This is a genomic window from Nocardiopsis listeri NBRC 13360, assembly GCF_001570765.1.
GTDB lineage: Bacteria > Actinomycetota > Actinomycetes > Streptosporangiales > Streptosporangiaceae > Nocardiopsis > Nocardiopsis listeri.
Genome location: NZ_BCSH01000022.1, coordinates 83193 through 109676, shown reverse-complemented (window position 1 = coordinate 109676; position 26484 = coordinate 83193). Strand labels below are relative to the sequence as shown.

General features: G+C 69.1%; 24 protein-coding genes and 1 pseudogene. 14 read left to right on the top strand and 11 right to left on the bottom strand.

The window, feature by feature from the left end; all coding sequences use genetic code 11:
• On the top strand, positions 1-420 hold a 420-nt coding region (locus tag NLI01S_RS08445), incomplete at its 5' end, for a Uma2 family endonuclease (RefSeq protein WP_067601911.1).
• A 65-nt stretch (positions 421-485) separates the two neighbouring features.
• Here NLI01S_RS08445 and NLI01S_RS08440 read toward each other — a convergent pair.
• The 6 genes from NLI01S_RS08440 to NLI01S_RS08415 form a co-directional block, all read right to left on the bottom strand.
• Entirely contained in the window at positions 486-1304 is an 819-nt protein-coding gene (locus NLI01S_RS08440; RefSeq protein ID WP_067601888.1) for an EI24 domain-containing protein, read from the bottom strand.
• Positions 1305-1313: 9 nt separating this feature from the next.
• Entirely contained in the window at positions 1314-3011 is a 1698-nt protein-coding gene (gene cydC / locus NLI01S_RS08435; RefSeq protein WP_223809165.1) for a thiol reductant ABC exporter subunit CydC, read from the bottom strand.
• A gap of 98 nt (positions 3012-3109) precedes the next feature.
• A complete protein-coding gene (gene cydD / locus NLI01S_RS08430; RefSeq protein ID WP_067601882.1) occupies positions 3110-4837 on the bottom strand; it encodes a thiol reductant ABC exporter subunit CydD in 1728 nt (575 codons plus the stop codon).
• A 174-nt stretch (positions 4838-5011) separates the two neighbouring features.
• Positions 5012-6046 (bottom strand): cytochrome d ubiquinol oxidase subunit II, encoded by a 1035-nt coding sequence (gene cydB, locus NLI01S_RS08425; RefSeq protein ID WP_067601879.1) that lies wholly within the window; start codon positions 6044-6046, stop codon positions 5012-5014.
• 13 nt (positions 6047-6059) lie between these two features.
• Positions 6060-7505 carry a cytochrome ubiquinol oxidase subunit I gene (locus NLI01S_RS08420; RefSeq protein ID WP_067601876.1) on the bottom strand — a complete coding sequence of 482 codons (1446 nt, stop codon included), beginning with the start codon at positions 7503-7505 and terminating at the stop codon, positions 6060-6062.
• Positions 7506-7786: 281 nt separating this feature from the next.
• Positions 7787-8509: a DUF305 domain-containing protein gene (locus NLI01S_RS08415; RefSeq protein WP_067601874.1), complete on the bottom strand. Its 723-nt coding sequence runs from the start codon at positions 8507-8509 to the stop codon at positions 7787-7789.
• A 90-nt stretch (positions 8510-8599) separates the two neighbouring features.
• Between NLI01S_RS08415 and NLI01S_RS08410 the strand changes: the two genes are divergently transcribed.
• Entirely contained in the window at positions 8600-9352 is a 753-nt protein-coding gene (locus NLI01S_RS08410; protein WP_067601871.1) for a DUF3105 domain-containing protein, read from the top strand.
• Between the two features lie 94 nt (positions 9353-9446).
• Here NLI01S_RS08410 and NLI01S_RS08405 read toward each other — a convergent pair whose 3' ends face one another.
• Positions 9447-9926 (bottom strand): DUF3515 domain-containing protein, encoded by a 480-nt coding sequence (locus NLI01S_RS08405; protein WP_067601868.1) that lies wholly within the window; start codon positions 9924-9926, stop codon positions 9447-9449.
• A 32-nt stretch (positions 9927-9958) separates the two neighbouring features.
• Positions 9959-10192, bottom strand: a complete 234-nt coding sequence (locus tag NLI01S_RS08400; protein WP_067601865.1) for an Lrp/AsnC family transcriptional regulator — start codon at positions 10190-10192, stop codon at positions 9959-9961.
• Positions 10193-10340: 148 nt separating this feature from the next.
• On the opposite strand from NLI01S_RS08400, the gene NLI01S_RS08395 reads away from it, so the two are divergent.
• Both NLI01S_RS08395 and NLI01S_RS08390 read left to right on the top strand, forming a co-directional pair.
• Positions 10341-11336, top strand: a complete 996-nt coding sequence (locus NLI01S_RS08395; protein ID WP_067601862.1) for a thiamine-phosphate kinase — start codon at positions 10341-10343, stop codon at positions 11334-11336.
• Between the two features lie 140 nt (positions 11337-11476).
• Positions 11477-12124, top strand: coding sequence for a cellulose binding domain-containing protein (locus NLI01S_RS08390; protein ID WP_067601858.1), 648 nt, complete (start codon positions 11477-11479; stop codon positions 12122-12124).
• Between the two features lie 188 nt (positions 12125-12312).
• Here NLI01S_RS08390 and rpmB read toward each other — a convergent pair whose 3' ends face one another.
• A complete protein-coding gene (gene rpmB, locus NLI01S_RS08385; RefSeq protein ID WP_013151263.1) occupies positions 12313-12498 on the bottom strand; it encodes a 50S ribosomal protein L28 in 186 nt (61 codons plus the stop codon).
• Between the two features lie 602 nt (positions 12499-13100).
• On the opposite strand from rpmB, the gene recG reads away from it, so the two are divergent.
• Positions 13101-15320: an ATP-dependent DNA helicase RecG gene (gene recG, locus NLI01S_RS08380; RefSeq protein WP_067601855.1), complete on the top strand. Its 2220-nt coding sequence runs from the start codon at positions 13101-13103 to the stop codon at positions 15318-15320.
• A gap of 64 nt (positions 15321-15384) precedes the next feature.
• On the top strand, positions 15385-15951 hold the full coding sequence (gene rsmD, locus NLI01S_RS08375) for a 16S rRNA (guanine(966)-N(2))-methyltransferase RsmD (RefSeq protein ID WP_067601908.1): 567 nt from the start codon (positions 15385-15387) through the stop codon (positions 15949-15951).
• 126 nt (positions 15952-16077) lie between these two features.
• Here rsmD and NLI01S_RS08370 read toward each other — a convergent pair.
• Positions 16078-17245, bottom strand: a pseudogene (locus NLI01S_RS08370) (RNA-guided endonuclease InsQ/TnpB family protein).
• Between the two features lie 246 nt (positions 17246-17491).
• On the opposite strand from NLI01S_RS08370, the gene coaD reads away from it, so the two are divergent.
• The 8 genes from coaD to smc all read left to right on the top strand — a co-directional run bounded on the left by coaD (position 17492) and on the right by smc (position 25964).
• On the top strand, positions 17492-17980 hold the full coding sequence (gene coaD / locus NLI01S_RS08365; RefSeq protein WP_067601852.1) for a pantetheine-phosphate adenylyltransferase: 489 nt from the start codon (positions 17492-17494) through the stop codon (positions 17978-17980).
• A 210-nt stretch (positions 17981-18190) separates the two neighbouring features.
• Positions 18191-18739, top strand: a complete 549-nt coding sequence (locus tag NLI01S_RS08360) for a YceD family protein (protein ID WP_067601849.1) — start codon at positions 18191-18193, stop codon at positions 18737-18739.
• 131 nt (positions 18740-18870) lie between these two features.
• Positions 18871-19047, top strand: coding sequence for a 50S ribosomal protein L32 (gene rpmF, locus NLI01S_RS08355; RefSeq protein WP_067601846.1), 177 nt, complete (start codon positions 18871-18873; stop codon positions 19045-19047).
• Positions 19048-19397: 350 nt separating this feature from the next.
• A complete protein-coding gene (gene rnc / locus NLI01S_RS08350; RefSeq protein WP_067601843.1) occupies positions 19398-20183 on the top strand; it encodes a ribonuclease III in 786 nt (261 codons plus the stop codon).
• Positions 20184-20186: 3 nt separating this feature from the next.
• Positions 20187-21041, top strand: a complete 855-nt coding sequence (gene mutM / locus NLI01S_RS08345; RefSeq protein WP_067601841.1) for a bifunctional DNA-formamidopyrimidine glycosylase/DNA-(apurinic or apyrimidinic site) lyase — start codon at positions 20187-20189, stop codon at positions 21039-21041.
• 118 nt (positions 21042-21159) lie between these two features.
• Entirely contained in the window at positions 21160-21447 is a 288-nt protein-coding gene (locus tag NLI01S_RS08340) for an acylphosphatase (protein ID WP_067601838.1), read from the top strand.
• A 357-nt stretch (positions 21448-21804) separates the two neighbouring features.
• On the top strand, positions 21805-21996 hold the full coding sequence (locus NLI01S_RS08335) for a hypothetical protein (protein ID WP_067601834.1): 192 nt from the start codon (positions 21805-21807) through the stop codon (positions 21994-21996).
• A gap of 419 nt (positions 21997-22415) precedes the next feature.
• A complete protein-coding gene (smc, locus tag NLI01S_RS08330) occupies positions 22416-25964 on the top strand; it encodes a chromosome segregation protein SMC (RefSeq protein ID WP_067601831.1) in 3549 nt (1182 codons plus the stop codon).
• A gap of 24 nt (positions 25965-25988) precedes the next feature.
• On the opposite strand, the gene NLI01S_RS08325 is transcribed toward smc, so the two are convergent.
• Positions 25989-26345 carry a ribosomal protein L7/L12 gene (locus NLI01S_RS08325; RefSeq protein WP_067601828.1) on the bottom strand — a complete coding sequence of 119 codons (357 nt, stop codon included), beginning with the start codon at positions 26343-26345 and terminating at the stop codon, positions 25989-25991.
• Positions 26346-26484: the final 139 nt, after the last annotated feature.

Below are 26484 nucleotides of genomic sequence, written 5' to 3'. Positions count from 1 at the left end.
GAGATCGGTCTCAAGGGCAAAGGCCTACGTGCGATGCAGATGATCACTCTGGAGATCGCCAAGACGGGTGACCGTTATGTTCCCGATCTGGTCGTCATGCCGATCCCCCTGGCGAGGGGAGAGGGCTGGGATGGGCCGGACCGGGTTCGGCCCGCGGAGGAGGTCGAGCTGGTCGTGGAGGTCGTCTCTCCGAGCAGCCGGCACTACGACTGGATCGACAAGGCGAAGGGGTACGCCCAGGCAGGGGTCCCCCTGTACCTGGTGATCGATCCGGCACGGGAAGAGATCGCCCTGTTCCAGGAGCCGGAGGGATCGGAGTACCAGGAAGTGACCCGAACCCGAAAGAACGGATCGGTGCGGTTCCCGCAGCCGTTCGACCTGAAGTTGGATGCCGCCGATCTACTGCTCTTCGGCGCCTGAATGACGCAAGAGGTGAGTCCGGGAGCGGGCGACCACGTGGTCGCCCGCCCTTTTCGTGGCGTGGTTCAGGTAGTGGGCGGAAGGGGAGTCCGCGGGTCCGGCGTCTGCGGGTCCGGTGTCTGCGGGGATGGGGACTGCTCGGGAAGGAGCTCGCGGGCGAGGATGGTTCCACCGGCGGTCGCGGCCGGGAACACCACCACCGCCACGAACGGCACGGCCAGCAGGAAGTACGTGGGGATCGAGAAACCCAGAACCCGCCAGCGGCGCCCTCCCATGTGATGCCGGCGGTCCCGGAGCCGCAGCAGCCCTCGGCGGTCGAAGGCGCCGGCGACGAGCTCGATACAGAGCAGCCAGCCGCCCATCACGGCGGTCAGTACCGGTCCCAGGACCCAACCCACCACGGGGATCAGCCCGAGCAGGAACGCGCAGAGCGTCACGACCAGGGAGACCAGCACCAGGGCCACCGCCTGGCGGGTGGCGCGGATGATCGAGGCGATCAGGGGCTCTTCGAAGGCCTCGGGTGCCCCGCCCATCTCCTCCTCGACCATCTCGGCGATCTTGTCGTAGATCGGGGCGCCCAGGGTCAGGGTCACCGTGGTGAAGGCCACCACCATCACCAGGATCGACCCGACCAACACCCCCAGGGCCAGGGAACCGCGCACCAGCCCCCGCCAGGGGGAGTCCCAGCCGGCCGCGAAGGGGGTGGCCCAGGCGACCAGATCCTCCATGTTGAGGATCAGCGTGACCAGCGCCGCCAGGAACAGCAGCGACGTGATCAGCGCCGGTAGGGCGCCGAGGAGGAACAGACGGGGTCTGCGCACGACGATGGCCAGACCATGGAACAGGGTGCCGACCCCGGAGAGGGCCTCACGTATGGGATTCACAGGCGAACACTAGCGTTCGTGCACCCGTCTGTACCATCCGTCCTCCGCCAGCAGCTCGGTGTGGGTGCCCGACTGCAACACACGGCCGTCACGGACCACGTAGATCCGATCCACCCGGTCCAGCCCGGTGAGGTCGTGGGTGATGAGCAGGGTGGAGAAGCCCTCGGCCGCGGCGAGCAGGTCCGCCACCACGGCGTCACGAGTGTCGGGGTCCAGGTGCGCGGTGGGCTCGTCCAGCACCAGGACCCGGGGCGCGGCCAGCACCGCGCGCGCAAGGGCCAGCCGCCGCACCATTCCGCCGCTCAGCCCCAGACCGTGGGACCCCACCCGGGTGTCCAACCCCTGGGGCATCGCCTCGACGTCGTGGGCCAGGCGTGCGCCGCGCAGCGCGGCGCAGAGTTCGTCGTCCCCGGCGCCGGGCTTGGCCAGGCGCAGGTTCTCGCGCAGGGTCGACCCGAACACGTGCGGGTCCTCCGGCACCCCGGAGACCACACGGCGCACCTCGTCGGCGGGGTAGGCGGTGATGTCGGTGCCGCCGATCTCCACCCGGCCCCCGTCGGGGTCGCGCAACCGCAGTAGGACCGAAGCCAGTGTGCTCTTGCCCGCGCCGCTCGGCCCGACCACGGCCACGGTCGCCCCGGCGGGGATCTCCAGATCCACCCCGTCCAAGGCCCAGGGTTCCTCGGGACCGTACCGGACCCGCAGGTCGCGGATGTGGACGGGGGCGTCGACGTCCGGATCGATCTCCAGCCCCTCCTGAGCGGGCGGCGCGATCGCCGCAGGAGCGTCCAGGACACCGAACAGGCGGACACCGCTCGCCCGGATCGCCCCCAGCCGGGAGGCGACGGCGGGCAACGGCGCGACGATCTCGAAGGCGGCGAGTGTGACCAGCACCAGCACGGCCAAGGCGGTGGGGCCGATGGTGCCCTCCTCCACGGCCAGCACCCCCGAGAACAGGGCGCCCCACACGGTCAGGCCGGTGATCAACGTGTTGACGCCCTCGCTCAGCCCCAGGGTGGCGGCGTCGCGGCGGGCCACCCGGGTGAGTTCGGCGTCGGCCTCGTTCACCCGTGCGACGTGGCGGTCCATCGCCCCGTAGGCCACCAGGTCCGGTGCGCCATGGAGGGTGTCGACCAGGGCGGTGGACAGGGTTCCGCGCGCCTCGGCCTCGCGTAGCCCGGGCTTGCGGTTCAGCGCGGCGGCCATCAGTGGGACGGCGAGCCCGGCGAGCAACAGGCCCGCGGCGAGCAGCAGACCGCCCGGCGCGTACACCGCGGTCAGGACCAGCACGGTGGCACCACCGGTCACCACCGACACCAGCGGAGGGGTGAGTCCGCGCACCAACAGGTCGAGGGTCGCCTCGGTATCGTTGACCAGGCGGGACACCAGGTCACCGGAGCGGAATCGGACGAACGGCTCGGTCCGTGCCAGTCGTTCGTACACCCGTACCCGCACCTGGGCCAGGGTGCGGAACGCGGCGTCGTGGGTGACCAGACGCTCCAGGTAGCGGGTCACGCCCTTGCTCACGCCCAACGCGCGGGTGGCGACCACGGCCACGCTCAACGCGGTGATGGAGGGATGGTTCGCGGCGGTGGCCAGCATCCACGCGGCCACGCCCAGCAGCGCGACCCCCGAACCGGTGGCGGCACCGCCCAACAGCACACCGAGGGCGAAGCGGGCGCTGCGCGGCCGGGCCAGCGCGATCATTCGGCGCAACGGGTCCTTGCGGCGCCCGCGTTCGTCGACGACGGACCCGATCACGGGGTCGGCCTCGGAGTCGACGTCACGGCCGGTGACGGGGGCACTCATGGGGACACCCTCTCGGTGGGCAACGGCAGGTGGGCGGTGCGCAGGCGGTCGCCGGAGACGGACTCGGCCCAACCGGTGTCGTGCGCGACGATCACGGCGGTGCGTCCCTCCAGGAGGCGGGCCACGGCGGTACGCACGGCTGTGGCGTTCTCCGGGTCCAGGTGGGCGGTGGGCTCGTCCAGCAGGACCAACGGAGCGTCACGGCACAGGGCGCGGGCCAGGGCGATGCGTTGGCGCTGTCCCGCGGACAGGCGGGTGCCGCGTTCGCCGAGCCGGGTTTCGTAGCCGTCGGGCAGGGCCTGGACGAACCCGTCGGCCTCGGCCAGCCGCGCGGCCTCCCGGACCCGGTCGAGGCCGGCGTCGGGGGAGCCGAGCCGGATGTTGTCGGCCACCGACACGTCGAACAGGTAGGGGTGCTGTGGCACCCACGCGATGCCGGCGCGCCAGTCCTCGACGGGCACGTCCCACAGGGGTGTCCACTCGCCGTCGGGGGCCCGGACCTCGATCCGGCCCTCGGTGGGTTCGCGTAGGCGCAGCAGCAGGGACAGCAGGGTGGTCTTGCCCGAACCGCTGGGGCCGGTCAGCAGCAGGTGTTCACCGGCTTCGAGGGTCAGGTCCAGCTCGGACAGGGCGGGTGTGTCCCGTCCGGGGTAGCGCAACCCGATCCCGCGCAGTCGCAGGTCGCCGCCGGTGGCGGGGGAGGGGCGTCCGGTCGGCGCGGGCGAGGGGCGCTCGGCTCCGTCGTCGCGGCGGCGGTCGAGTTCGGTGAACACCTGGTCGGCCGCGGCGACCCCCTCCATGCTCGCGTGGAAGCGGGCACCCACCTCGCGCAGCGGCAGGTACGCCTCGGGCGCCAGGATCAGCACGAGCAGGGCGGTCTGATAGTCCATGTGGCCGCCCAACAGCCGTAGCCCGACCTCGACGGCGACCAGGGCGACGGCGAGGGTGGCGAGCAGTTCGAGGGCGAACGCGGACAGGAAGGCGATCCGCAGCGTGCCCATGGTGGCCTTGCGGTGGTCCTCCCCGACCTCGCGGATGATGGCGGCCTGGGCCTTGGCGCGACGGAAGATCGCCAGGGTGGGCAGCCCCTCCACCACGTCGAGGAAGTGGCCGCCCAACCGGCTCAGCAGTTTCCACTGTCGATCGGTGCGCTGTTGGGTGTGCATGCCGATCAACGCCATGAAGATCGGGATGAGCGGCAACGTCACCAGGATGACGACCCCGGAGATCCAGTCGGCCCAGAACACCACGGAGAGCACGGCGAGCGGCACGATCGCCGACAGCACCAACTGGGGCAGGTAACGCGCGAAGTACTCGTCGAGCGCGTCCAGGCCGCGGGTGGCCAGGGTGACGAGTTCACCGACCTTGGGCGATCCGTCCCGCCCGTCGCCGCCTTCGGCCGGCCACACCGTGCCGGATCCGGTCACGTGCGCGATGAGTCTGCGCCGCAGCTGTGACTTGGTGCGGGCGGCGCTGTGCAGCGCGGAGGTCTCGGCGAGGTAGGACAGCAGGGCGCGGGTCAGGGCGACGACGGCGACCAGGACGATCAGGGGTCCGAGCACGTCCATGCCGTCTCCGGCCCGGACTCCGGTGATGACGCGGGACAGCAGCCATGCCTGGAGGAGGATCAGGCCGGTGATCAACACACCGCTGACGACGGTGACGGCCAGGTGGACGCGGACCGCGCTCGCGGTGCGGACCAGGCGCGGATCGAGCGGTTTCATGCGCGAAGGACCTCGTGTGATCGTCGTGACGGTCCCGGGTGGGCGGGACCGTGGAGGGCCGGGCGGGACGGGCACGGTGCGGACCCGGTGTCGCCGGACGGAGGCCGAGCGGCGCCGTACCCCCGTCCCCGGGGCGATACGGGGGCGGGGGTACGGGCGTCGATGGGCCGCGAACTAGGCGACCTTCTCGGGTTCACCCCCGCCGACCGAAGCCGGGGTGATCTGCTCGCCGGTGACCCGCTTGCGGAACACCCAGTAGCTCCAGGACTGGTAGCCGATGACCACCGGCAGGGCGATCAACGCCACCCACGACATGACGGTCAGCGTGTAGTCGGCCGAGGAGGCGTTGGTGACGGTCAGGCTGAACGCCGGGTCGGTGGTGGAGGGCAGCACGTTCGGGAACAGCGACCCGAACAGTGCCGTCACCGCGGTCAGGATGGTGACGGCGGTGGCCACGAAGGACCATCCCTCCATGCGACGGTACGCCGCCGCGACACCGATCACCAGGGCCACCGCGGCGGTCAGGACCAGCGGCAGGGTCCACGGCCTCCCGTGGGAGAACTGCGTCCACAGCAGGAACCCGGCCCCGACGGGAAGGGCGACGCAGGCGGAGTACATCGCTGCCCGCCGAGCGCGGATCCGGACCGGACCGTCGGTCTTGAGGGTGAGGAAGACGGCGCCGTGCAGGATGAACAGCGACAGGGTCGTCAACCCGCCGAGCAGGGCGTACGGGTTGAGCAGGTCGAGCAGGGACGCGGTGACGATCTGGTCGGCGTCCATGGCCACACCGCGCACGATGTTGGCGAAGGCCACGCCCCACAGGAACGCGGGGACGACGCTGCCGAAGAAGATCGCCCGGTCCCACCAGTCCTGCCAGCGCGGGTCATCGCGCTTGCCCCGGTACTCGAACGCGACACCGCGCAGGATCAGCGCGATGAGGATGAGGAACAGCGGCACGTAGAACCCGCTGAACAGGGACGCGTACCAGGCGGGGAACGCGGCGAACATGGCGCCGCCCGCGGTGATGACCCACACCTCGTTGCCGTCCCAGACCGGGCCGATCGAGTTGATGGCGACCCTGCGGTCGACGGAGTTGCGCTCGCCCATGAAGGGCAGAAGGGCGCCCACCCCGAAGTCGAACCCCTCCAGGACGAAGTAGCCGATCCACAGGACGGCGATGGCGATGAACCAGATGACGGCCAGTTCCATGGTCTTGCTGCTCCTAGTAGCTGAAGTGCGGGATCTGGGACTCGTCCTCGTCGTTCTCCAGGTCGGGAACGAGGTGGGTGGGGCCCTTCTTGACGTACTTCCAGAGCAGCCCGACCTCCACCACGAAGAGGAGTCCGTAGACGGCGGTGAAGATGCCCAGGCTCATCGCCACGGTTCCCAGGCTCACCCCCGGCGAGACACTGTTCGCGGTGAGGAGTTCGCCGTGCACGGTCCAGGGCTGACGGCCCATCTCGGTGAGCACCCAGCCGAAGACGTTGGCGAGCAGGGCGGCGGGCAACGCGAGGACGCCGGCGAGGTAGAACCACTTGGTCCGGGGCACGCGTTCCCGTCCACGGGTGAGCCACAACCCCAGGGCCGCCACCGCCACACCGAACAGGCCCAGGCCGATCATGAGGCGGAAGGACCAGTAGACGACGAACACGTTGGGGATGTAGTCACCGGGCCCGTAGAACTCCTCGTAGGCCTCCTGGAGGTTGTTCATGCCGTGCACCTCGCCGTCGAAGTGCCCGGTGGCCAGGAAGCTGAGGACGTTGGGGACGGTGACGTCGATCGGGTTGTGGCGGGCCTCGGTGTCGCCGACCGCGAAGGTGGAGAACGCGGCGCCTTCCTCGGTGTCCCAGAGGGCCTCGGCGGCGGCCAGCTTCATGGGTTCGTACTCGGCGGCGAGCTTGGCCTGGTGATCGCCGGAGAAGATGGTGAGCGCTCCGGCGAGGAGGGTGAAGACCAGACCGACCTTCAGGGTGGACCGGAACAGCGCGAAGTCCCGCTTGGGCGGTGTGACACCGACTTCGCCGGTGTCGTCGTGCTTCAGGTTGCGCCACAGCTTGAAGGCGCTGACCGCCACCACGAACAGTCCGGCGGTGATGAAGGCCGCCGAGACGGTGTGCAGGTAGGTGGACCAGGCCTGGTCGTTGCTGAGCACGGCCCAGATGTCGTTGAGTTCGGCGCGGCCGTTCTCGGGGTTCACCTCGAATCCGACGGGACGGCGCATCCAGGCGTTGGCGGCGAGGATGAAGTAGGCCGACAGGTTGGTGCCGATGGCGACCAACCAGATGCAGGTCAGGTGGATCCCGCGTGGGAGCCGGTGCCAGCCGAAGATCCACAGTCCGATGAAGGTGGACTCCAGGAAGAAGGCCAGGAGCGCCTCCATCGCCAGGGGAGCGCCGAAGACGTCACCGACGAAGCGGGAGTACTCGCTCCAGTTCATGCCGAACTGGAACTCCTGCACGATCCCGGTGACCACACCCATGGCGAAGTTGATCAGGAACAACTTGCCGAAGAACTGCGTCGCCTGGAGGTACTCGTGACGTCCGGTCTTGTACCAGAACGTCTGGAGTACGGCCACGATGAACGACAGTCCGATGGTCAGGGGCACGAACAGGAAGTGGTAGATCGTGGTGACCCCGAACTGCCATCGCGCCAGGTCTAGAGCTTCCATGTACGCCTCTCACATATACCGACCGCCGGTAGTACTACAAACTGTAGTGCTACTTTCGGTCGTAGTCGGAGAGGCCCCCTGTGAAACGGAGCTCGTGACGGCCCTCACCTCGGGTGGAAGGCCCGCGAAACGGCGGAGCGCCCTCGGGCCGAGGGCGCTCCGCCGGGGAACGGTCTTCGTTTTCGATGGTGTTCGGTCAGCTCATCGGTGGTGTGAGGGATGGGGCTGAAGGCGGCTCTTCGTGGCCACCGGTGTCCTTGAGCACACTCACCGAGGACGCGTCACTCGTACCGCTCCAGCATCCTCTCCATGTTCTCCACCTCGACCGTCTGAGCGTCGACCATGCCCTGGGCGAGCTGGACGACGAGGTCCTCGCCGCCCAACTCCACCTCGGCGTCGGCCATCTCGATGCCGCCCAGGTGATGGGCGATCATCAGGTTCAAGAACATGACCTCGGCCTCCTCGCCCTCGGCCTCCTCCAGCTGCACCATCTGCTCGTCGGTGGCCAACCCCGGCATGGTCTCGGGCACCTCGCCCTCGCCACCGCCGTGGTCGTGGCCCTCCATCCAGGTCATCGGCGGCTCGGACGCGCGCGCGGTCAACCCCCACGCCGACAACCAGCCCTGCATGATGCCGATCTGTGCCTGCTGGGTCCTGGCCATGTCCATGGCCACGGTGTACAGCTCCACGTCATCGGTCTTGTCGAGGACGATCATCGACATGTCCACGGCCTGAGCGTGGTGCGAACTCATGTCGCGCAGGAACCCGGCGTCGGCCCCGGTGTCCAACGGGTAGGAGGGGCGCCCCAGGAAGAAGCCCGCGACCAGCGCCAACGCGACCAGGATCACGGACGTCCACAGCGGCACGGACCGTTGTGTCAAGGGTGTGGACCCGGTGCGTTCGGACGCGAGGGAGAACCCCTGGGGCAAGGGATCGTCGTCCTCGTGCCCGTCCGTCTCGCTGTCGCCGCCGTCGCCGGAGGCGGGCCCGGCCAATCGCCCCATTCGAACCACCTTGGTCAAATCGCCCAACTCTGCTGACAAAGTAGAGGATAGGAAAGTTCTGTCCGACCACTCGCATCCCCAGGAGTCCCCGTGGCCAAGAAGTCGAAGGCGGAGGAGCGCCGCGCCAGAGCGGCCGCGTTGCGTGAGGAACAGCGCAAGAAGGAGCGGCGCGCCAAAGCCCTCAAGGTCACGGGTGTCTCCGTGGCCGGAGTCGCGGTCCTGGGGCTACTGGGCACGGCCGTCTTCATGGAGCTGCGCAGCCACGATATCGAGGGCGTCGCGGAGTACACGATCGACGAGTACAGCCACGTGACCGTCGGCGAGCGGGTGGACTACGAGCAGTCCCCGCCGGTCGGCGGTCAGCACTGGCCGCAGTGGCAGAACTGCGGGGTCTACCCCGACCCGATCACCCCGGAGTTCGGTGTCCACGCCCTGGAACACGGCGCCGTGTGGATCAACTACGACCCGGAGCTGCCCCAGGACGAGGTGGACACTCTGGAGAGCTTCTACAACCCGGGCGACTACGTCCTGGTCACCCCCTACGAGGGCGAGATGGAAGCCCCGATCGTGGCCTCCAGCTGGGAACGTCAGATCGCCGTGGACTCCGCCGACGACGAGAACCTGAGCCGCTACGTGCAGCTGTACGAGCGTGGCACGGACGTCCCCGAGCCGGGTGCCGCCTGCTCGGGTGGCATCGCCGAGAGCGCCACCGAGGTCGAGGAACAGATCGCCGCACAGGGCGAACAGGCCGAGGTCATCGAGGGCGCCGACAGCGACGAGGAGGGGTCCGACCCCGACAACGAGGACACCACCGGGGACGGTGGCGAAGAGGAATCCGAGTAGGCACGGACCTCACTTCGGACCTCGGCGATGCGGTACACGAACGGGGGCGCGGATGACGGAACCACCGTCGTCCGCGCCCCCGAGGCATCGGTGGTCACACGCCGCTGTCGGGGCGCTCCTCCAGGTGCCGCTCGATCAGCTCGCTCACCTGGGCCAGCGCGGCGGCGGGATTGCCGTGGGCGCTGGGAACGCTCAGCTCCACGTAGGCCTCTCGATACACCGAGACGTACACGGTCGAAGAGTTCCCCGACTGCGGCAGCCAGGAGACGGTCTCCTCACCAGCGTCCTCGTCGCCGACCACGGTCAGGGCGGAGTCCCTCTTCAGGTCGGAGGGGCGAGGGACACCGCAGCGAAGACCGATGGGAGGGTCGCCCCAGGCGGCCATCACGTTCGACTCGGGGCGGACCGTGGCGCGATCGGCGTCGAGGAGGGTGTCCGGAAGGTCCGCGACGAGGGCGGCGCAGGCCTCTTCGGTGTTCGCTTGTGCTTCGAAGGGCTGCATCTGCACGGTCTGCCCACAGCCGGCGGCCAGCAGGACGACGGCACCGGCCGCGCCCAAGTACCGTTTCAGCACAAGCAACCTCGCTCCGTCGACGCGGTCGACACTCAGATGTTGACGATGGGACAGGTCAGGGTACGGGCGATGCCGTCGAGCCGTTGAATGCGGGCGACCACGAGGGTGCCCAGGGCGTCGATGTCGTCGGCCTCGGCCTGCACGATCACATCGTAGGGACCCGTGACGTCGTTCGCCTTCTCGACCCCGTCGATCGCCCGGATGCGCTCCGCGACCTCGGCGGCCTGACCGACCTCGGTCTGAACCAGGATGTACGCCTGCACCATGTGTCTACTCCTTCGTACCGTGCTGGTGTGTACCAAGAGGGAAATCGCCCGAGCCGGGGCGCAGCCGATGACGAACGGATGACCGACATCGAGGCCCGACCACCGGATCCGGGCCCCTGAACCGGAGCGTCACCGTACCCTGATCTTCGTGTTGAGCACCATTGGGGGCCTGGGTGAGTTCGCTCTGATCACACGTGTGACGAGCCAATTCCCCGGGACGGACGATGTAATCCTCGGACCCGGCGATGACGCCGCGATCGTTGCCGCGCCCGACGGGCGTACGGTCGCGACCACGGATCTGCTGGTCGAGGGCCGCCACTTCAAACGAGAATGGTCCAGCGCCCGTGACGTCGGGCATCGCGCCGTGGCGCAGAACTACGCGGACGTGGTCGCCATGGGCGCACGTCCCACCGGCATGCTCATCGGGTTCGCCGCACCGCCCGACCTGCCGGTCGTGTGGGCGGAGGAGTTCACCGCGGGCGTGCGCGACGAGTGCGCGCTCGCCGGGGGAGCCGTGGTCGGCGGCGACATGGTGGGCTCGGAGGTGCTGACCATCGCGGTCACGGCCTTGGGAGACCTGGAGGGGAGGTCGCCGGTACGACGCGACGGCGCCCGGCCCGGAGACGTGGTCGCCTACGCGGGCAATCTGGGACTCTCCGCCGCGGGGCTGGCCCTACTGGAACGGGGGATCGACGGTCCCGCGGTCTGCCTGGACGAACACCGCAGGCCGAGCCCTCCCTACGCGGCGGGGCCGGAGGCGGCCCGACTCGGCGCCACCGCCATGCTCGACGTCAGCGATGGTTTTCTACAGGACCTCGGACACATCGCCGCGCGCAGCGGGGTGTGTATCGATCTGGACTCGAAGGCACTGCGCCCCGATCCGGCACTCCTCGAAGCCATGGGAATACTCGGTGTCGCGGAGGGGAAGATCGAAGAGGCCGCCCGTGGGCTGATGCTCATGGGCGGGGAGGACCACTCGTTGGCAGCTGTCTTTCCCGCCGAGGTCGACCTTCCGGAACACTGGTATTCGGTGGGGGCCGTCGTGGCGACCGCCGTTTCCTCGGGGGAGGACACCGGTCCCTCCGTCACCGTGGACGGGAACGTGGTGGAGGGCGGGGGATGGGATCATTTCCGTCGGGCGTGAGCCCGATTGGATTTGTCCTGTTTGGCGATCACGCTAGGCTTTGCCATCGCGACCGGCGTCGGCCGGCGGCCGGTCGGGACGCGGACCGGGGGTCACGGCAGGGAAGCGGAGCAGTGTCGAGAGGCGGTTGATGAGGCGGTATGGCTAGGAGGCGTGGTCCTCGCCGGGGAGCCCACCGCAGCGAACCGGAGAACGCCGGTCCCCTGCGGAGGTTCGGCGGCCTCATCGAGAGCACTGTCCCCAAACGTGTCGAACCTCCGAGGTTGCTCAACATCCTCATCGTCTCCGGCGTCATCCTCGGTCTGATCCTGTTCGGGTACAGCACCACCCAGATCTACCTGCAATTCGGCGGCGCTCCCGGCGCGACCGAGGCGCCAGGGACCCAGGACGGGGCCGAACCCGATGAGGAGACCTCCGCCGATCCCGAGGGGGAGAGCCCGGAAGAGGGCGACTCGGGGCCCCAGACCCAGGCCGGGACCGAACCCACCACGGTCGTCTACCGGGTCCTGGAGTCCTCCTCCATGGGGTTCACCGGAGAGGTCACCGTCACCAACACCTCCAACAGCACGCTGAACGCGTGGGAACTGGCGTTGGCGTTCGAGAGCGCCGAGGTCACCGACGTCCGAGACGCCGACTGGGAGCCCTTGGACGACGGCATCCTGGCCGGTCGGTCCGGTACCGAGGCGGCACTGGAACCGGGAGAGTCGGCCGAACTCACCTTCGACGCGGTCGGGGTCGCCCAGAGCCCGATCCGCTGCTCGCTCAACGGGCACGTCTGCCAACTCTGATCCGCCGACCTCGAACACCTCGAAGCCCACCGGGCGCCCCATGACCCGACACGGCCCACATCGGTCACACGGCCACCGATCCCACAGCGCCCTCCGTTCCACGACGCACGCGAACGGAAGCGGGCATGACGAAGGCCCCCCGACCGGAGCCGGAGGGCCTTCGACGAAACAGACAGGGGCGGGTTCCCTTAGCGGGTCACCTTGCCGGCCTTGATGCACGAGGTGCATGCGTTCACACGCTTGGGCGTGCCGCCCACGCGGGTGCGAACGGTCTGGATGTTGGGGTTCCAGCGGCGGCGGGTGCGACGGTGCGAGTGGGAAACACTGTTACCGAACCCTGGTCCCTTGCCGCAGACGTCGCAGACGGAAGCCACGGTAACTCCATTCAAGCGCTCGGGATCGCGCACGTCGCCGCACGCGAAGGTTCATCCGACCGGGAGAGGTCGGGCGGACAGGTCGGCGAAGACGCCAACCTTGGAAGAGTACACGAGGGTGCTACCCGAAAGTGGAACAAGACCACTGGACGGCATCCGTTCGCGCAACGGTGGAACAGGTGCGGCCGAAGCCTGGAGCACCACCACCGGAGCATCGAGATCAGCCACACAGGCATGGCGAAAACGCGATGAACTCTGACGAGTATACCCCGGTTGAGAGTGCCGCTCGCCCACACCCCATGTCCCGGGGCGGCACCTCCGACACGGGTGACCGACCACATCGGGGCCCACCCGTCATACCCGAGGTCTAAGGTCTGTCCTGCGAGCCACGGGGGGTTTCCCGTTCGGGCGCCGTCAGGCCCTGTTTCCTGGTGGCCGGGGGAGGTGCCGTAGGTGGGATCCGAGGAACGAGGGTCACGCCGTAGGTGCCGAAGGTTCCTGACTTGCAGGCGTCTGAACACGCCGAAGCGAAGCGGAGGCGCTGAAAGATACTGTCTAACGTGGCGGGTGGATCGACGCACGAGTCCAGGACGGGGACGACAGTGAGCACCTGGGACGAGCCGCTGAGCAAGGGACCGCTCGGCGGCAGGACGGCCAAGGCACTGGCCGAGAAACTCGACCTGCGCACCCTCGGCGACCTGCTGCGCTACTACCCGCGCCGCTACGACCGCCGTGGTGACCTGACCGACCTCGCGCTGCTGCGCGAGGGCGAGGACGTGACCGTGCAGGCCAAGGTGCTCGACGCCCGGCGCAAGACCATCCCGGCCCGTCAGGGGCGCCGCCGCCTGGACATGATGGAGGCCGTCGTCACCGACGGGACCGGCCGCCTGCACCTGACCTTCTTCAACCGGGGTTCCTACCACCAGGGTGCCCTGGTCCCGGGGCGACTGGCCATGTTCTCCGGCAGGGTCTCCACGTTCAAGGGGCGCCGACAGCTCGACCATCCCGAGTACGTGCTGCTCGACGAGGAAGGTCTGGACGGAGAGGCGGCGCGGGCCTACGCCGACGAGGTCATCCCGGTCTATCCGGCGGTCAAGGGGCTGGACTCGGCGACCATCGCCCGGTCGGTGGGCGTGGCCTTGGACTACGCCGTCGACATCCCCGACCCGCTCCCCCCGGAGCTGCGCTCCGAACAGCGGCTGCTCGACGTGCACGACGCCCTGACCCGGATCCACCGGCCCAAGGACATGGACGATCTCAAGCCCGCCCGGCGCAGGCTGAAGTGGGACGAGGCGTTCGTGGTGCAGATCGCCCTGGCCCAACGTCGGCACAAGGCCGAGGAACTGCCCGCCAAGCCTCGCCCCGGGGCGAGCGACGGCATCCTCGACGCGTTCGACGCCCGACTTCCCTTCACCCTCACCGACGGGCAGCGCGAGGTCGGCGACGCCCTGGCCGAACGACTCGAGGCGACCAACCCCATGCACTGTCTCCTACAGGGCGACGTGGGCGCGGGCAAGACCCTCGTGGCCCTGCGCGCGATGTTGCGGGTCGTGGACTCGGGGGGCCAGGCCGTGATGCTCGCCCCCACCGAGGTCCTCGCCCAGCAGCACCACCGCTCCATCAGCGCGATGCTCGGTGCGCTCGGCCGCGCGGGGCAGATCGACGGCGCCGAACACGCCACCAGGGTGGCGCTGCTCACCGGTTCCATGGGTGCCGCAGCCCGTCGGGAGGCGTTGCTGGACGCCGCCTCGGGCGCGGCCGGGATCGTCGTGGGCACGCATGCCCTCCTCCAGGAACACGTGTCCTTCGCCGACCTGGGTCTGGTGGTGGTGGATGAACAGCATCGCTTCGGCGTGGAGCAGCGCGACGCCCTGCGGGAGAAGGCCGTCGACGGCCGCCCGCACGTTCTGGTGATGACCGCCACCCCCATTCCGCGCACCGTCGCGATGACCGTGTACGGGGACCTGGACGTGGTGGCGCTGACCCAGCTGCCCAAGGGGCGCGCATCGGTGTCCACGCACGTGGTCCCGGCGGCGGAGAAACCCCACTTCCTGTCCCGGGCCTGGGAGCGGATCCGCGAAGAGGTCGGTCGGGGACGGCAGGCGTTCGTGGTGTGTCCCCGGATCGGTGACGGCACCGACGGTTCCGGTGGTGGTGAGGTCGGCGACGAGGTCGACGCACCGCGGGAGGAGTCGCCCCAGGGCGCTCGTCCGCCGTTGGCCGTGCTGGACGTGCTGGCCCGGCTGAAGGAGGGACCGTTGGCGGACGTGCGGGTGGAGGCCCTGCACGGCCGTATGACGCCCGAGGACAAGGACGCGGTCATGCGCCGGCTGAACGCGGGGGAGACCGACGTGGTGGTCTCCACCACCGTCATCGAGGTCGGAGTGGACGTGCCCAACGCCACCGTCATGGCGATCATGGACGCGGACCGGTTCGGTGTCTCCCAGCTGCACCAGCTGCGCGGACGGGTCGGCCGTGGGCGGCTGCCCGGACTCTGCCTGCTGGTCACCGAGTCGGAGGAGGGCGCCCCCGCACGCGAGCGGCTGGCCACGGTGGCGTCCACCACCGACGGATTCGAGCTCTCCCGCGCCGACCTGGAGATGCGCCGTGAGGGCGACGTCCTGGGCGACGCCCAGTCGGGTGCCCGTTCCAGCCTGCGCATGCTCACCCTGGTCTACGACGAGAAGCTCATCGGACAGGCCCGCGAGGCGGCGACCCGGTACGTGGCGAAGGACCCGTCCCTGGACGGCCACCCGCCCTTGGCGCAGGCACTGACCGCCCTGCTCCCGGAGGAACGCGCCGAGTACCTGGAGAAGACCTGACCTTCCGGGTGGCCGAGAAGCCCTGCCCCTCACCCGACTCCGTGAGCGCACTACCGTGGTGGCCATGACCCGCATCATCGCCGGGGCGGCGGGCGGTCGACGCATCAACGCCCCCGACGGCCGCACCACCAGGCCCACCAGTGACCGTGCCCGCGAGGCGTTGTTCGCCTCCGTCCAGTCCGACCTCGGCTCCCTCGACGGGATCCGGGTGATGGACCTGTACGCCGGATCGGGCGCCATCGGCCTGGAGGCCCTCTCACGTGGCGCGTCCCACGCCCTGATGGTGGAGGCCGACCGCAAGGCGGCCCAGGTGGTGCGCGGCAACATCTCGACGCTGAGGCTGGCCGGGGCCGAACTGGTCGCGGATCGCGTGGAACGAGTCCTGGCGCGCGGCAACACCGGATCCCCCTACGACCTGGTGGTGGCCGACCCGCCCTACCCGGTCACCGAGGAGGAGATCGCCGGGGTCCTCGCCGACCTGGTCGAGCACGGTTGGTCGACCCAGGACACGGTCGTGGTGATGGAGCGCTCCAAGCGCAGTCCGGAACCGACCTGGCCCAAGGGCATCGAACTCGACCGCAGCCGAAAGTACGGCGAGGCCATCCTCTGGTACGCCCGCGCCACCGGTTAGGCGGGGTCAAGGGAGCGTGTCCCCTGAGTCCGTACTGCGTGTCAACTACCCGTGGCTGACGCTCACGGGCTTGCGGGTAGGTGCCCATCTGGTGGATGGATCCCTCCTCCCGCGTCCGACACCCACTCATCTGGTGGGTGCTGGGGCGGTTGATCGACGCCCCGCAGCCCACGCCACTCCGCCTCGGTGGGCGAGGTTGCGTGCGGCGTTCACATCGGCGTGCAACACCACACCACAACTTCGGCACACGAACCGGTTCCGGGTGGGCCGGTTGCGTCTGGAGGTGTGGTCGCACTCCGAGCAGGTCTGGGAGGTGTAGGCCGGATCCACCACCAGGACCGGCACCCCCACCCTGCGAGCCTTATAGGCGATGAAGTCCCGCAACTGCGCGAAACCCCACGCATGCAGCATGGAACGCTGTTGTTTGGCCTGCCGTACCCGGCCACGGATGCCCCGAAGGTCTTCAAGGACGATGCCGTGATCGGTGCGTTCGGCCCGCTCCACGATGCGTTTGGAAATCCGATGGTTCACATCCCGCGCCCGCCGTGCTTCCCGGCGGCGCAGGCGCTTCAAGACGCGTTTGGCGCTCTTGGTGTTCTTGGCCTGGAGTTTGGCGCGAAGCTCACTCTGTTGCCTGCGCTGCCGGTTCAGGTGGCGTCCGGCGAAGCGGTCCCCGGTGGAGGTGGTGGCGATCTCCACGATCCCCAGATCCACCCCCACCCACCCGGCAGGATCCGGGTTCTCCACCCGTTCGGGCACCTCACAAGTAGACGCCAGGAACCACTGCCCGTCCTGGCAGAGCAGGTCGCTCTCACCCTGGCGGTACTCGGTCAGGAGTTTGAGCTGTTCGGGGGAGGTGGTGAAGTCCAGGTTCTTCATCCGCCCGGACACGGTCCAGATCGATACGGTGCGGGCGTCCATCTGCCAGGACAGACACCGATCATCGAAGGGTTGGGCCGCATCGAGGCGAAAGGAAATGGGGGTGGAGGTGGCCCGCTGACGGCGTGGGGAGCCCTTCCTGCCCAGGTTGCCGGCTTTCAGGTTCGCCTGCCGGGTGGTGTAGGCATCACACACCTTGCCGATGACCCGCACCGTGGGCTGCGCCGACAAGGCGAACCTGGTTTTCAGCTCGTGGTAGACGGCCCGTTGCAGGGCGTACTTGTCGCGAGCCCCGGTGGCCTGAGCGATGCGGGAGGCGTGGTCGGCGGCCTGGTTACAGGCGCGCAGGGTCGCTTTCAGTGCCTGCGCCTGTCTCCGGCGAAGGCAGCAGCTTGACCCGCACCACCAGCTTCATGGTCCAATACGCTAACCACCCCCGACCAGGAGGTGGGGGCGAATCAGAGAACTTCTCGGTGTTTTTCCGGTCTTGGATGGCCGGGAAGGGTGTGCGGGGGTGTTTCCTCCCGGCCCTGAAGGGCCGGGTTTCCACACTCAAAACGGGGTGAATGTGGATACTAAGGGGGAGTTGCCCGAATCGGCGTGGAGTCCAACCCCTACGATCGCGGTACCCGCGAGTAGTTCAGGAGAGGGGCGATCCACCGTGCGCAGAGCTGTCTGTCCGGGTTCCTTCGACCCGGTCACCTACGGCCACATCGACATCATCGGTCGAGCCGCCAAACAGTACGACGAGGTCATCGCCGCCGTACTGAACAACGTCAACAAGCGGGGTCTCTTCACCGTCCCCGAGAAGCTCGACATGCTCCGCGAGGGCACGTCCGAGTTCGGCAACGTGCGTGTCAGCGAGTTCGACGGGATGCTCGTCGACTTCTGTCGCGAGAACGACATCGGGACCATCGTGCGCAGCCTGCGCTCGGTCAGCGACTTCGACTACGAGTTGCAGATCGCGCAGATGAACTATCGGCTCTCCGGCGTGGAGACCGTCTTCATGACGGCCAACCCCCAGTACTCGTTCCTGTCGTCCAGTCTGGTCCGCGAGATCGCCCTGCACCGCGGCGACGTCTCCAGCCTGGTCACGCCCTACGTCCAGGGGCGGCTCAAGGACAAGTACGAGGAGAAGCGCGCGGAGTAGGATCCTCGGGCCCTGATTTGGGTACGCGGGGGCATGGTAGGTAGAATCCTGGTTCGACCATAGGCGTCGCCGGTCTTCGGCGTGCGCTCAGGCCGGTCAGCACCACCGTGAACGACCGACGCGCAAGCGTCGGCGAGCTCGTGCCCGGCCCTCGGAACCTCTTTTGAAAGCGCGATCACTCTGTCTCGTCTAGATGCCCGTGGCCCGTACGTGGTCGACACCCGCCCGCTGGGCCGCCAGCCGGGGTCGATGCGGACCGTCAACCGTATCGTGACCCTCACCGAAGGGTTCGAGACGGCGATGGCAGGCGTGCCCAGAGGGCAGGAGATCGAGCTGGACCTGCGCTTGGAGGCCGTCATGGAGGGGGTCCTGGTCACCGGGACCGTCAGTGGCAACCTGACCGCCGAGTGCTCCCGCTGCCTCGACCCCCTGTCCGAGGGGCTGGAAGCCCGCTTCCAGGAGATGTTCCGTTACCCCGGGGACGATGACGACGTCACCGCGGCCGATGGCGAGGACTCGGGCGACGAGGATGAGGACTACTATCTAGAGGGCGACCTGCTCGACCTCGAACCGGTGGTCCGAGACGCCGTCGTGCTCGCGCTCCCACTCTCACCGCTGTGCGGACCGGACTGCCCCGGCCTGTGCTCCGAGTGTGGCGTCAAGCTCGCCGAGGCCGAGCCCGATCACGGGCACGGCGACGGCATCGATCCGCGCTGGGACGCACTCCGTGGAATCACGGAGGACCCCGGCGAGCGATGAGCTCGTGAACCGGTCGCCCACGGTGCCCCAGGGCCCGACCGACCGGAGCACACCATTCCCCGCCACAGCGCGCGGGGTGACCAGATAAGCGACCTCCCGCGACCGCGCGGGGGTGACCCAGGAGGATTGAAGTGGCCGTCCCGAAGCGGAAGATGTCGCGGAGCAACACCCGGACCCGCCGTTCCCAGTGGAAGGCGTCGCGCCCGGTGCTGGTCAACTGCCCGCGCTGCCGTGACCCGAAGCAGCCCCACATCGCGTGCCCGAGCTGCGGTACCTACAACAACCGCCAGGTCACGAACCCGGCGTAACGATGTACCGGCCCCGGGCGGCATGCGCCCGATCCCGGTCTTCGACGAACACGCGAACGGGGCGGAACCCATCGGGGATCCGCCCCGTTGTGCTGTCCAGGAGGGGATTGGGAGCCTCGGTGTCGTCCGGTCTTTGTAGAGTGATCTCGTACGGCCGAGGAAGTCCTCTTCCGTGGCACCCTCGACACCGGAGGGTTCCGGGTCCGCAGTGGCTCCCGAGATCGTGGTGGCCGCCGGGGGAGCGCGTGCTCCCGCGACGATCACCTCGTTTTCGAGCGTCCAGGACGGGCCGAGGGATCCCCACAGCATCCGCGCGCTCCGGCGCGCCCGAACCAGGGAAGCGAACCCGCGTGGCCAGTCAACTCTCCGCATCCGAGACGAAGTCGTTCCACAGGGCGATCGGGGTCGAGGTCGACCCCAAGATCCTGCTTCGAGCCCTCACCCACCGTTCCTACGCCTATGAGAAGGGCGGCCTGCCCACCAACGAGCGACTGGAGTTCCTCGGTGACTCCGTTCTGGGCCTGGTGGTCACCGACACCCTGTTCCGCAAGCACCCGGACCTGCCGGAGGGCCAGCTCGCCAAGCTGCGCGCGGCGGTGGTGAACATGCGCGCCCTCGCCGACGTGGCCCGCGGATTGGGCATCGGTCAGTACATCCGCCTGGGCCGAGGTGAGGAGGGCACCGGGGGCCGGGACAAGTCCTCGATCCTCGCCGACACCCTGGAGGCCATCATCGGCGCGGTCTACCTGGACCGTGGCCTGGACGTGGCCTCGGAGTTCGTGCACCGCCTCTTCGATCCGCTCATCGCGACCGCGTCGGGGCTGGGTGCCGGTCTGGACTGGAAGACGTCTTTGCAGGAGCTCACCGCCGCGGAGATGCTCGGCGTGCCCGAGTACCACGTGGACGAGAGCGGCCCCGACCACCAGAAGACCTTCCGCGCCACCGTGCGAGTGGCCGGGGAGAGCCACGGGCTGGGTGAGGGGCGCAGCAAGAAGGAGGCCGAGCAGCAGGCCGCGGAGTCGGCCTGGAAGGCCATCCGCGCCCGCTCGGATCAGGGCGCCGCCCAGGACGGGGAGGTCCCCGCCAGGTCCCAGGGCGGCAAGGTACAGACCAACAAGACGAAGGGGCGTGGTTGACCCGTGCCCGAACTTCCCGAGGTCGAGGTCGTACGGCGTGGTCTCGACGAGCACGCGGTGGGTCGTCGGATCGGTGCCGTGGAGGTGCTGCACCCGCGTTCGATCCGCCGCCACGTGCCCGGGCCCGCGGACTTCGTCGGCCGGCTGGCGGATCGCACCCCGACGGCGGTGCGTCGACGCGGCAAGTACATGTGGCTGGTGCTGGACAGCGGCGAGATGCTGCTGACCCACTTGGGCATGAGTGGACAGATGCTGGTGCAGCCACGGGGAAAACCGGACGAGAAGCACCTGCGCGTGCGGTTGCCGCTGTCCGACGGGCAGGAGCTGCGCTTCGTCGACCAGCGCACCTTCGGCCACCTGCTGGTGGACGAGCCGGGGGAACGGGTCGACGTGCCGGTCTCGGTGGACCACATCGCCCTGGACCCCCTGGACCCGGAGTTCGTCCCCGAGGCGTTCGTGCGGGCGCTGCGGGCCAAACGGACCGAGGTCAAGCGGGCCCTGCTCGACCAGTCGCTGATCAGCGGTGTGGGAAACATCTACGCCGACGAGGCGCTGTGGCGTTCCCGTCTGCACTGGGCGCGATCGACCCGGGGGTTGACCAACGCCCAGGCGTTGGAGCTGCTCGGACACGTCACCGAGGTGATGACGGAGGCGCTGGAGGTCGGCGGCACCACGTTCGACGGGTTGTACGTCGACGTCAACGGGGAGAGCGGCTACTTCGAGCGCGGGCTGAACGCGTACGGCCGGCGGGACCGGCCGTGCGGACGTTGTGGGACCGCGATCGTGCGCGAGGCGTTCATGAACCGTTCCTCGTTCAGCTGCCCGAGCTGTCAGCGGGCGCCCCGTTCCGGGGCCTGAGCTTCTCTGGAGAAGTCCCCTGTTCAGGGGCGGAAAGCGGTCCGCGTCGCCTCAGGGGAGGGTGATGGGGCGTGTCGGTGAGGAAACTGTCGCCGCGAGGTAAGGGGGTTGCCCGGCCATGGGAGAACGCAGTGAATCCGTCCGGCTGACCGCGTGGGTGCGCGGTCGGGTGCAGGGGGTGGGTTTCCGCTGGTGGACGCGGTCTCGGGCGCTGGAGATCGGACTGACCGGAGCCGCGACCAACCTCGACGACGGTCGCGTGGAGGTCGTGGCGGAGGGTTCCCGGACCGACTGTGAACGCCTTCTGGAGCACCTCAGAGGCGGTGGAACACCCGGTCGTGTGGATTCCGTGATCGAACGTTGGTCCCCGCCAGGGGGTTCCTTCGATGGTTTCGTCGAGCGTTGAGTAGACTGGAAGGGTAACGCGGTACGAATCATCCACCGTAGAACGGCGCACCATGGCCGTGGACGGTGATCGCGGGCCAGGGCGCCGGGTGTGAGAGCCACGTCGTCACCGGCCGGTCGCGGCACCGGGGGTGGACCGATTCGGATCGTGCGAAACCACGTGCCTTGAGCCCCTACGGCCGGGCAGTGGCAGTTACGGACTGTTGTAATCCAATCTTGACCAGCGGCGCGCATGGTGAGACTCTTAAAGACACATCGCGCATCAACCACCCGTGACACACGACCCACGGTCGTTTCATTACACGGGATGTCGCACGTGCGCACAACCACTGGTCACTCAGCGTGGAGGACCCACATCATGGCGAAGGCTCTGTTCGGCCACGTCGGCGGCTCCGACCCTCGAATGGTTTCGGAGATGCGACGGCTTCAGAAGCGGGTACGCGACCTCGAGGACGAGATCGGTCGTCTTCAGGCACAGAACGACCAGCTCAGCATGGCCGTCACCGACGTCGCCACCAGCGCGACCGACCGCGAGCCCGCGCTCGCCTGAACCACAACACCACGTTCGTAGCCCGCACGGGTGGGTGCGAACGAGATCTGTCGATCCACAGACGGGGACGCCGACAACATCACTGGCGTCCCTGGCCGGATCGACCACCCGTGCTTCCGCCGCTGAATTTTTCCTTCCCTTGGCGGCGTCTTTAAGCGTTGTACCCGGCGGGCCGAAGGGTAACCCTGTGTGTCCGCCGGACATTCCTTTGGATGTCGACCCCCCGGCCGTGCCGGTTCTGCGGCCGTGTCCCAGACCCGAGAACCTCACTGGTAAGCGGATCCGTGCGCGCGGTGTCGCAGTTCATCGGGGTCGGAAGCACCTAACATCACCCTTCGGTCACCGCTTCGTGGCACCCTTGTTGTCGGCCTCGTGGCGACCGCCCGTGGCGAGAACGGTGACCGTCGTGGGAGGTGTGGGTGTACCTGAAGAATCTGACGTTGCGCGGCTTCAAGTCGTTCGCGTCGGCCACCACCCTTCGATTCGAACCGGGGATCACCTGCGTGGTGGGGCCCAACGGTTCGGGTAAGTCCAACGTCGTCGACGCCCTGTCCTGGGTGATGGGCGAGCAGGGGGCCAAGTCGCTGCGCGGCGGCAAGATGGAGGACGTGATCTTCGCGGGCACCTCCACCCGCCAGGCGCTGGGACGTGCCGAGGTCAGTCTCACCATCGACAACACCGACGGCGCGCTGCCGATCGACTACACCGAGGTCACCATCAAGCGGACGATGTTCCGCAACGGCGGCTCCGAGTACGCGATCAACGGCGACACCTGTCGTCTGCTGGACATCCAGGACCTGCTCAGCGACTCCGGAATCGGCCGGGAGATGCACGTCATCGTGGGTCAGGGCCAGCTGGACACCGTGCTGCACGCCGGCCCCGAGGAACGCCGTGCCCTCATCGAGGAGGCCGCGGGCATCCTCAAGCACCGCAAACGCAAAGAGAAGGCGATCCGCAAGCTCAACGCGATGCAGGGCAACCTGGACCGCGTCACCGACCTCACCGCCGAACTGCGCCGCCAGCTCAAACCCCTGGGCCGCCAGGCCGAACTCGCCCGCAAGGCCGCCGTCATCCAGGCCGACCTGCGCGACGCCCGCCTGCGCCTCCTCGCCGACGACATCGTCACCCTCACCGACAAGCTCGCCAAGGAGGAGGCCGACGAGAAGGACGTCCTCCAACGACGCGGCGCCACCGAGGCCTCCCTCGAACGGGCCCAGGGACGCGAGGCCGAGCTGGAGGCACAGTCCACCGCCGCCGCCCCGAACCTGGTCAGGGCCAACGACACCTACCACGCTCTCTCCCGTCTCACCGAACGCCTCGACGCCGTGCGCGGTCTGGCCACCGAACGCCACCAGAACCTGGTCGCGGTACAGGGTGAGGTCGTGGGCCGCCGCGACCCCGAGGAACTGGAGATGGAGGCCGAGGAGGCCGCCGCCCAGGAGGAGGAGCTGCAAACCCGTCTGGAGGAGGCGCGAGAGGTCCTGGAGGCGAGCGTCACCGAACGCGCCGCCGCGGAGGACTCCCTGCACCGGGAGGAACGCCGGTTGGAGGCCGCCTCCCGAGCCTCCGCCGAACGCCGTGAGGGCCTCGTTCGCCTGTCCGCGCGGGTGGAGGGTCTGCGCGGTCGTCTGGCCTCCCACGGATCGGAGATCGCCCGTTTGGAGGAGGCCGCCGCCCAGGCCGCCGAACGCGCCGCCCGGGCCCAGACCGAGTACGAGATGGCCGCCGAGGAGTCCGCCGGACTCGACGAGGGCGACGCCGAACTCGACCAGACCCAGGAACGGTTCACCCAGAGCCTGTCCGCGGCGGACGCCGAACTCAACCGGCTCCGCGACGCCGAACGCACCGCCGAGGGCGAGCGCGCCGCGCTGGCCGCCCGCAAGGAGGCCCTGGAGCTGGGGCTGGCGCACAAGGACGGCGCGGGCACCCTGCTGGCCGCGAACCTTCCCGGCATGCTCGGTGGCCTGGCCGCCCTGGTCCAGGTCGAACCCGGACACGAGACCGCCGTGGCCGCCGCGTTCGGGGTGGCCGCCGGCGCGGTGGCCGTGACCGACCACGACAGCGCCATGGCCGCCCTGGAACTGCTCAAGTCCCAGGACGCCGGACGTGCCGGAATCGTCGTCTCCCGCACCGTGCCCTCCACCGAACGCGCCGCCTGGCCCGCCCTGCCCCCGGGCGTTCGCTACGCCGCCGACGCCGTCACCGCGCCCGACGACCTGACCGGTGCCGTCACCGCGTTGCTGGACCGGGTGGCGTTGGCCTCCGACGCCCGCGCGGCCCTGGACCTGGTCGCCGCCCTGCCCGGGGTGCGGGCCGTCACCCCCGAGGGAGACGTGTTCGCCACAGAGATGGTGCACGGAGGCACCGCGGCGGCGCCCAGCCTGTTGGAGGTCCAGGCCGCGGTCGACGAGGCCGCCGAGCGCCTGGAGACCGCCACCGAGACCGCCAAACGGGTGGCCGTGGACCTGGACGCCGCCAAGCGCGACCGCGCCGACATCGCCCGGGCCGCCGAGGAACTCACCGCTCGACGCAAGCAGAGCGATCGCAAGCGCAACGAATCCGCCCAGCGTCTGGGCAAGCTCGGCGGGCAGGCGCGTTCGGCCGAGGCCGAGTCCGAGCGCTACCAGGCGGCCGCGGCCAAGGCCGGCGCCGCGCGCGACGAGGACGTCCTGAAGCTGGAGGTCATGGAGGCCGAGCTGGCCGAGGCGGAGGAGATCACCGCCGCCGTGGAGGAGGAGGCGCCCGACGCCGACCATCGCGACGAACTCGCCGACCTGGCCTCCCGAGCCCGCGCCACCGAAATGGAACGCCGACTGTCGGTGCGCACCGCCGAGGAACGCGCCAGGTCCATCGCCGGTCGGGCCGACGCGTTGCTCGCCCAGGCCGCGGAGGAACGTCGGGCCGTCGAACGCGAGGCCGAGCGCCGTCGCGACCGGGTCGCCCAGGCCACCGTCGCCCGGGCTGTCGCCGAGAGCGCCCGCTTGGCCCTGGAGCGCATCGCCGTGTCGGCGGCCACCGCCGAGACCGAACGCGCCACCGCCGAGGCCGAACGCGAGGCGCGCGACGGCGAGCTCAAGACGGTGCGGGCCCGCGTGCGCGAGCTCTCCGTGGAGATGGAGAAGCTCACCAGTTCCGCGCACAGTGGCGAGGTGGCCCGTGCCGAGCGTCGGCTGCGCCTGGAGCAGATGGAGACCAAGGCCATGGAGGAGCTGGGCGTGGACGTGCCCACGCTCGTCGCCGAGTACGGTCCACGCGTGCCGGTGCCGCCGCCCGCGGACGCCGACGAGGACGCGGTCCCGTTGCCGTACGTGCGCGAGGTGCAGGCCAAGCGCCTCAAGACGGCCGAACGACGGCTCAACCAGCTCGGCAAGATCAACCCGCTGGCCCTGGAGGAGTTCGCGGCGCTGGAGGAGCGGCACGCGTTCCTCAACGCGCAGTTGGAGGACCTGAAGAAGACCCGTCGCGACCTGATGGACATCGTCGCCGAGGTCGACGCCAGGGTGCAGGAGGTGTTCTCCTCCGCCTACCTGGACGTGGAACGCGAGTTCGCGGCGATCTTCGGCCGTCTGTTCCCCGGTGGTGAGGGCAGGCTGGTGCTCACCACGCCGGAGGACATGCTGACCACCGGGATCGAGGTGGAGGCCCGTCCGCCGGGCAAGAAGGTCAAGCGACTGTCGCTGCTGTCGGGCGGTGAGCGTTCACTGACCGCGGTGGCGTTCCTCGCCGCGATCTTCAAGGCGCGCCCGTCGCCCTTCTACGTGATGGACGAGGTCGAGGCGGCCCTGGACGACACCAACCTGCAGCGGCTGCTGGTGATCTTCGAGGAGCTGCGGGAGTCGTCGCAGCTCATCGTGATCACCCACCAAAAGCGCACGATGGAGGCGGCCGACGCCCTGTACGGCGTCACCATGCAGGGCGATGGCATCTCCCAGGTGATCAGCCAAAAGCTCGTACGTCCGACCTCATGACCCGAGCGGGTCCGCACGTCCGACTCAGCGGTCGAGGGCGCCGATGAAGCGTGAGGCCTCGTCCTCGCTCATGCCGGTCTCCTTCGCGACCAGCAGCACGGCGTCGGCGACACGGTCCAGTGCCAACAGCTCGCGGGTCCGGTCGGCCAGGCTCTGACCGTCCGCGGGCCCGGCCGGACTCCAACGACCCGCTTCGATGGCCTCGGCGAGGTTCTTGGCCTCGACCAGCCCCATGCCGGTGTGTTCACGGACGACCTTGATCGCGTGGATCGTGTGGCCCTTCCGGATGTGGCCGAGCACTTCCTCGTATCCCGCCCGGTCGAGCTCCCTGCGGAAGGGGGTGGGGTCGGGAGCGCGGAAACGGTCGAAGAAACCGGCCATGGGTGGGTCCTTACCGAAGGTGGGGAACCGGGGGGTTTCGCCCGGTCCGGGCAGTGTACGCCCCGCCGGTGCCTCGGCCGTGGGTGGACACGAGGGGCCGCCCTCCCGGTGGGAGAGCGGCCCCGAAGAGGCGACCGGG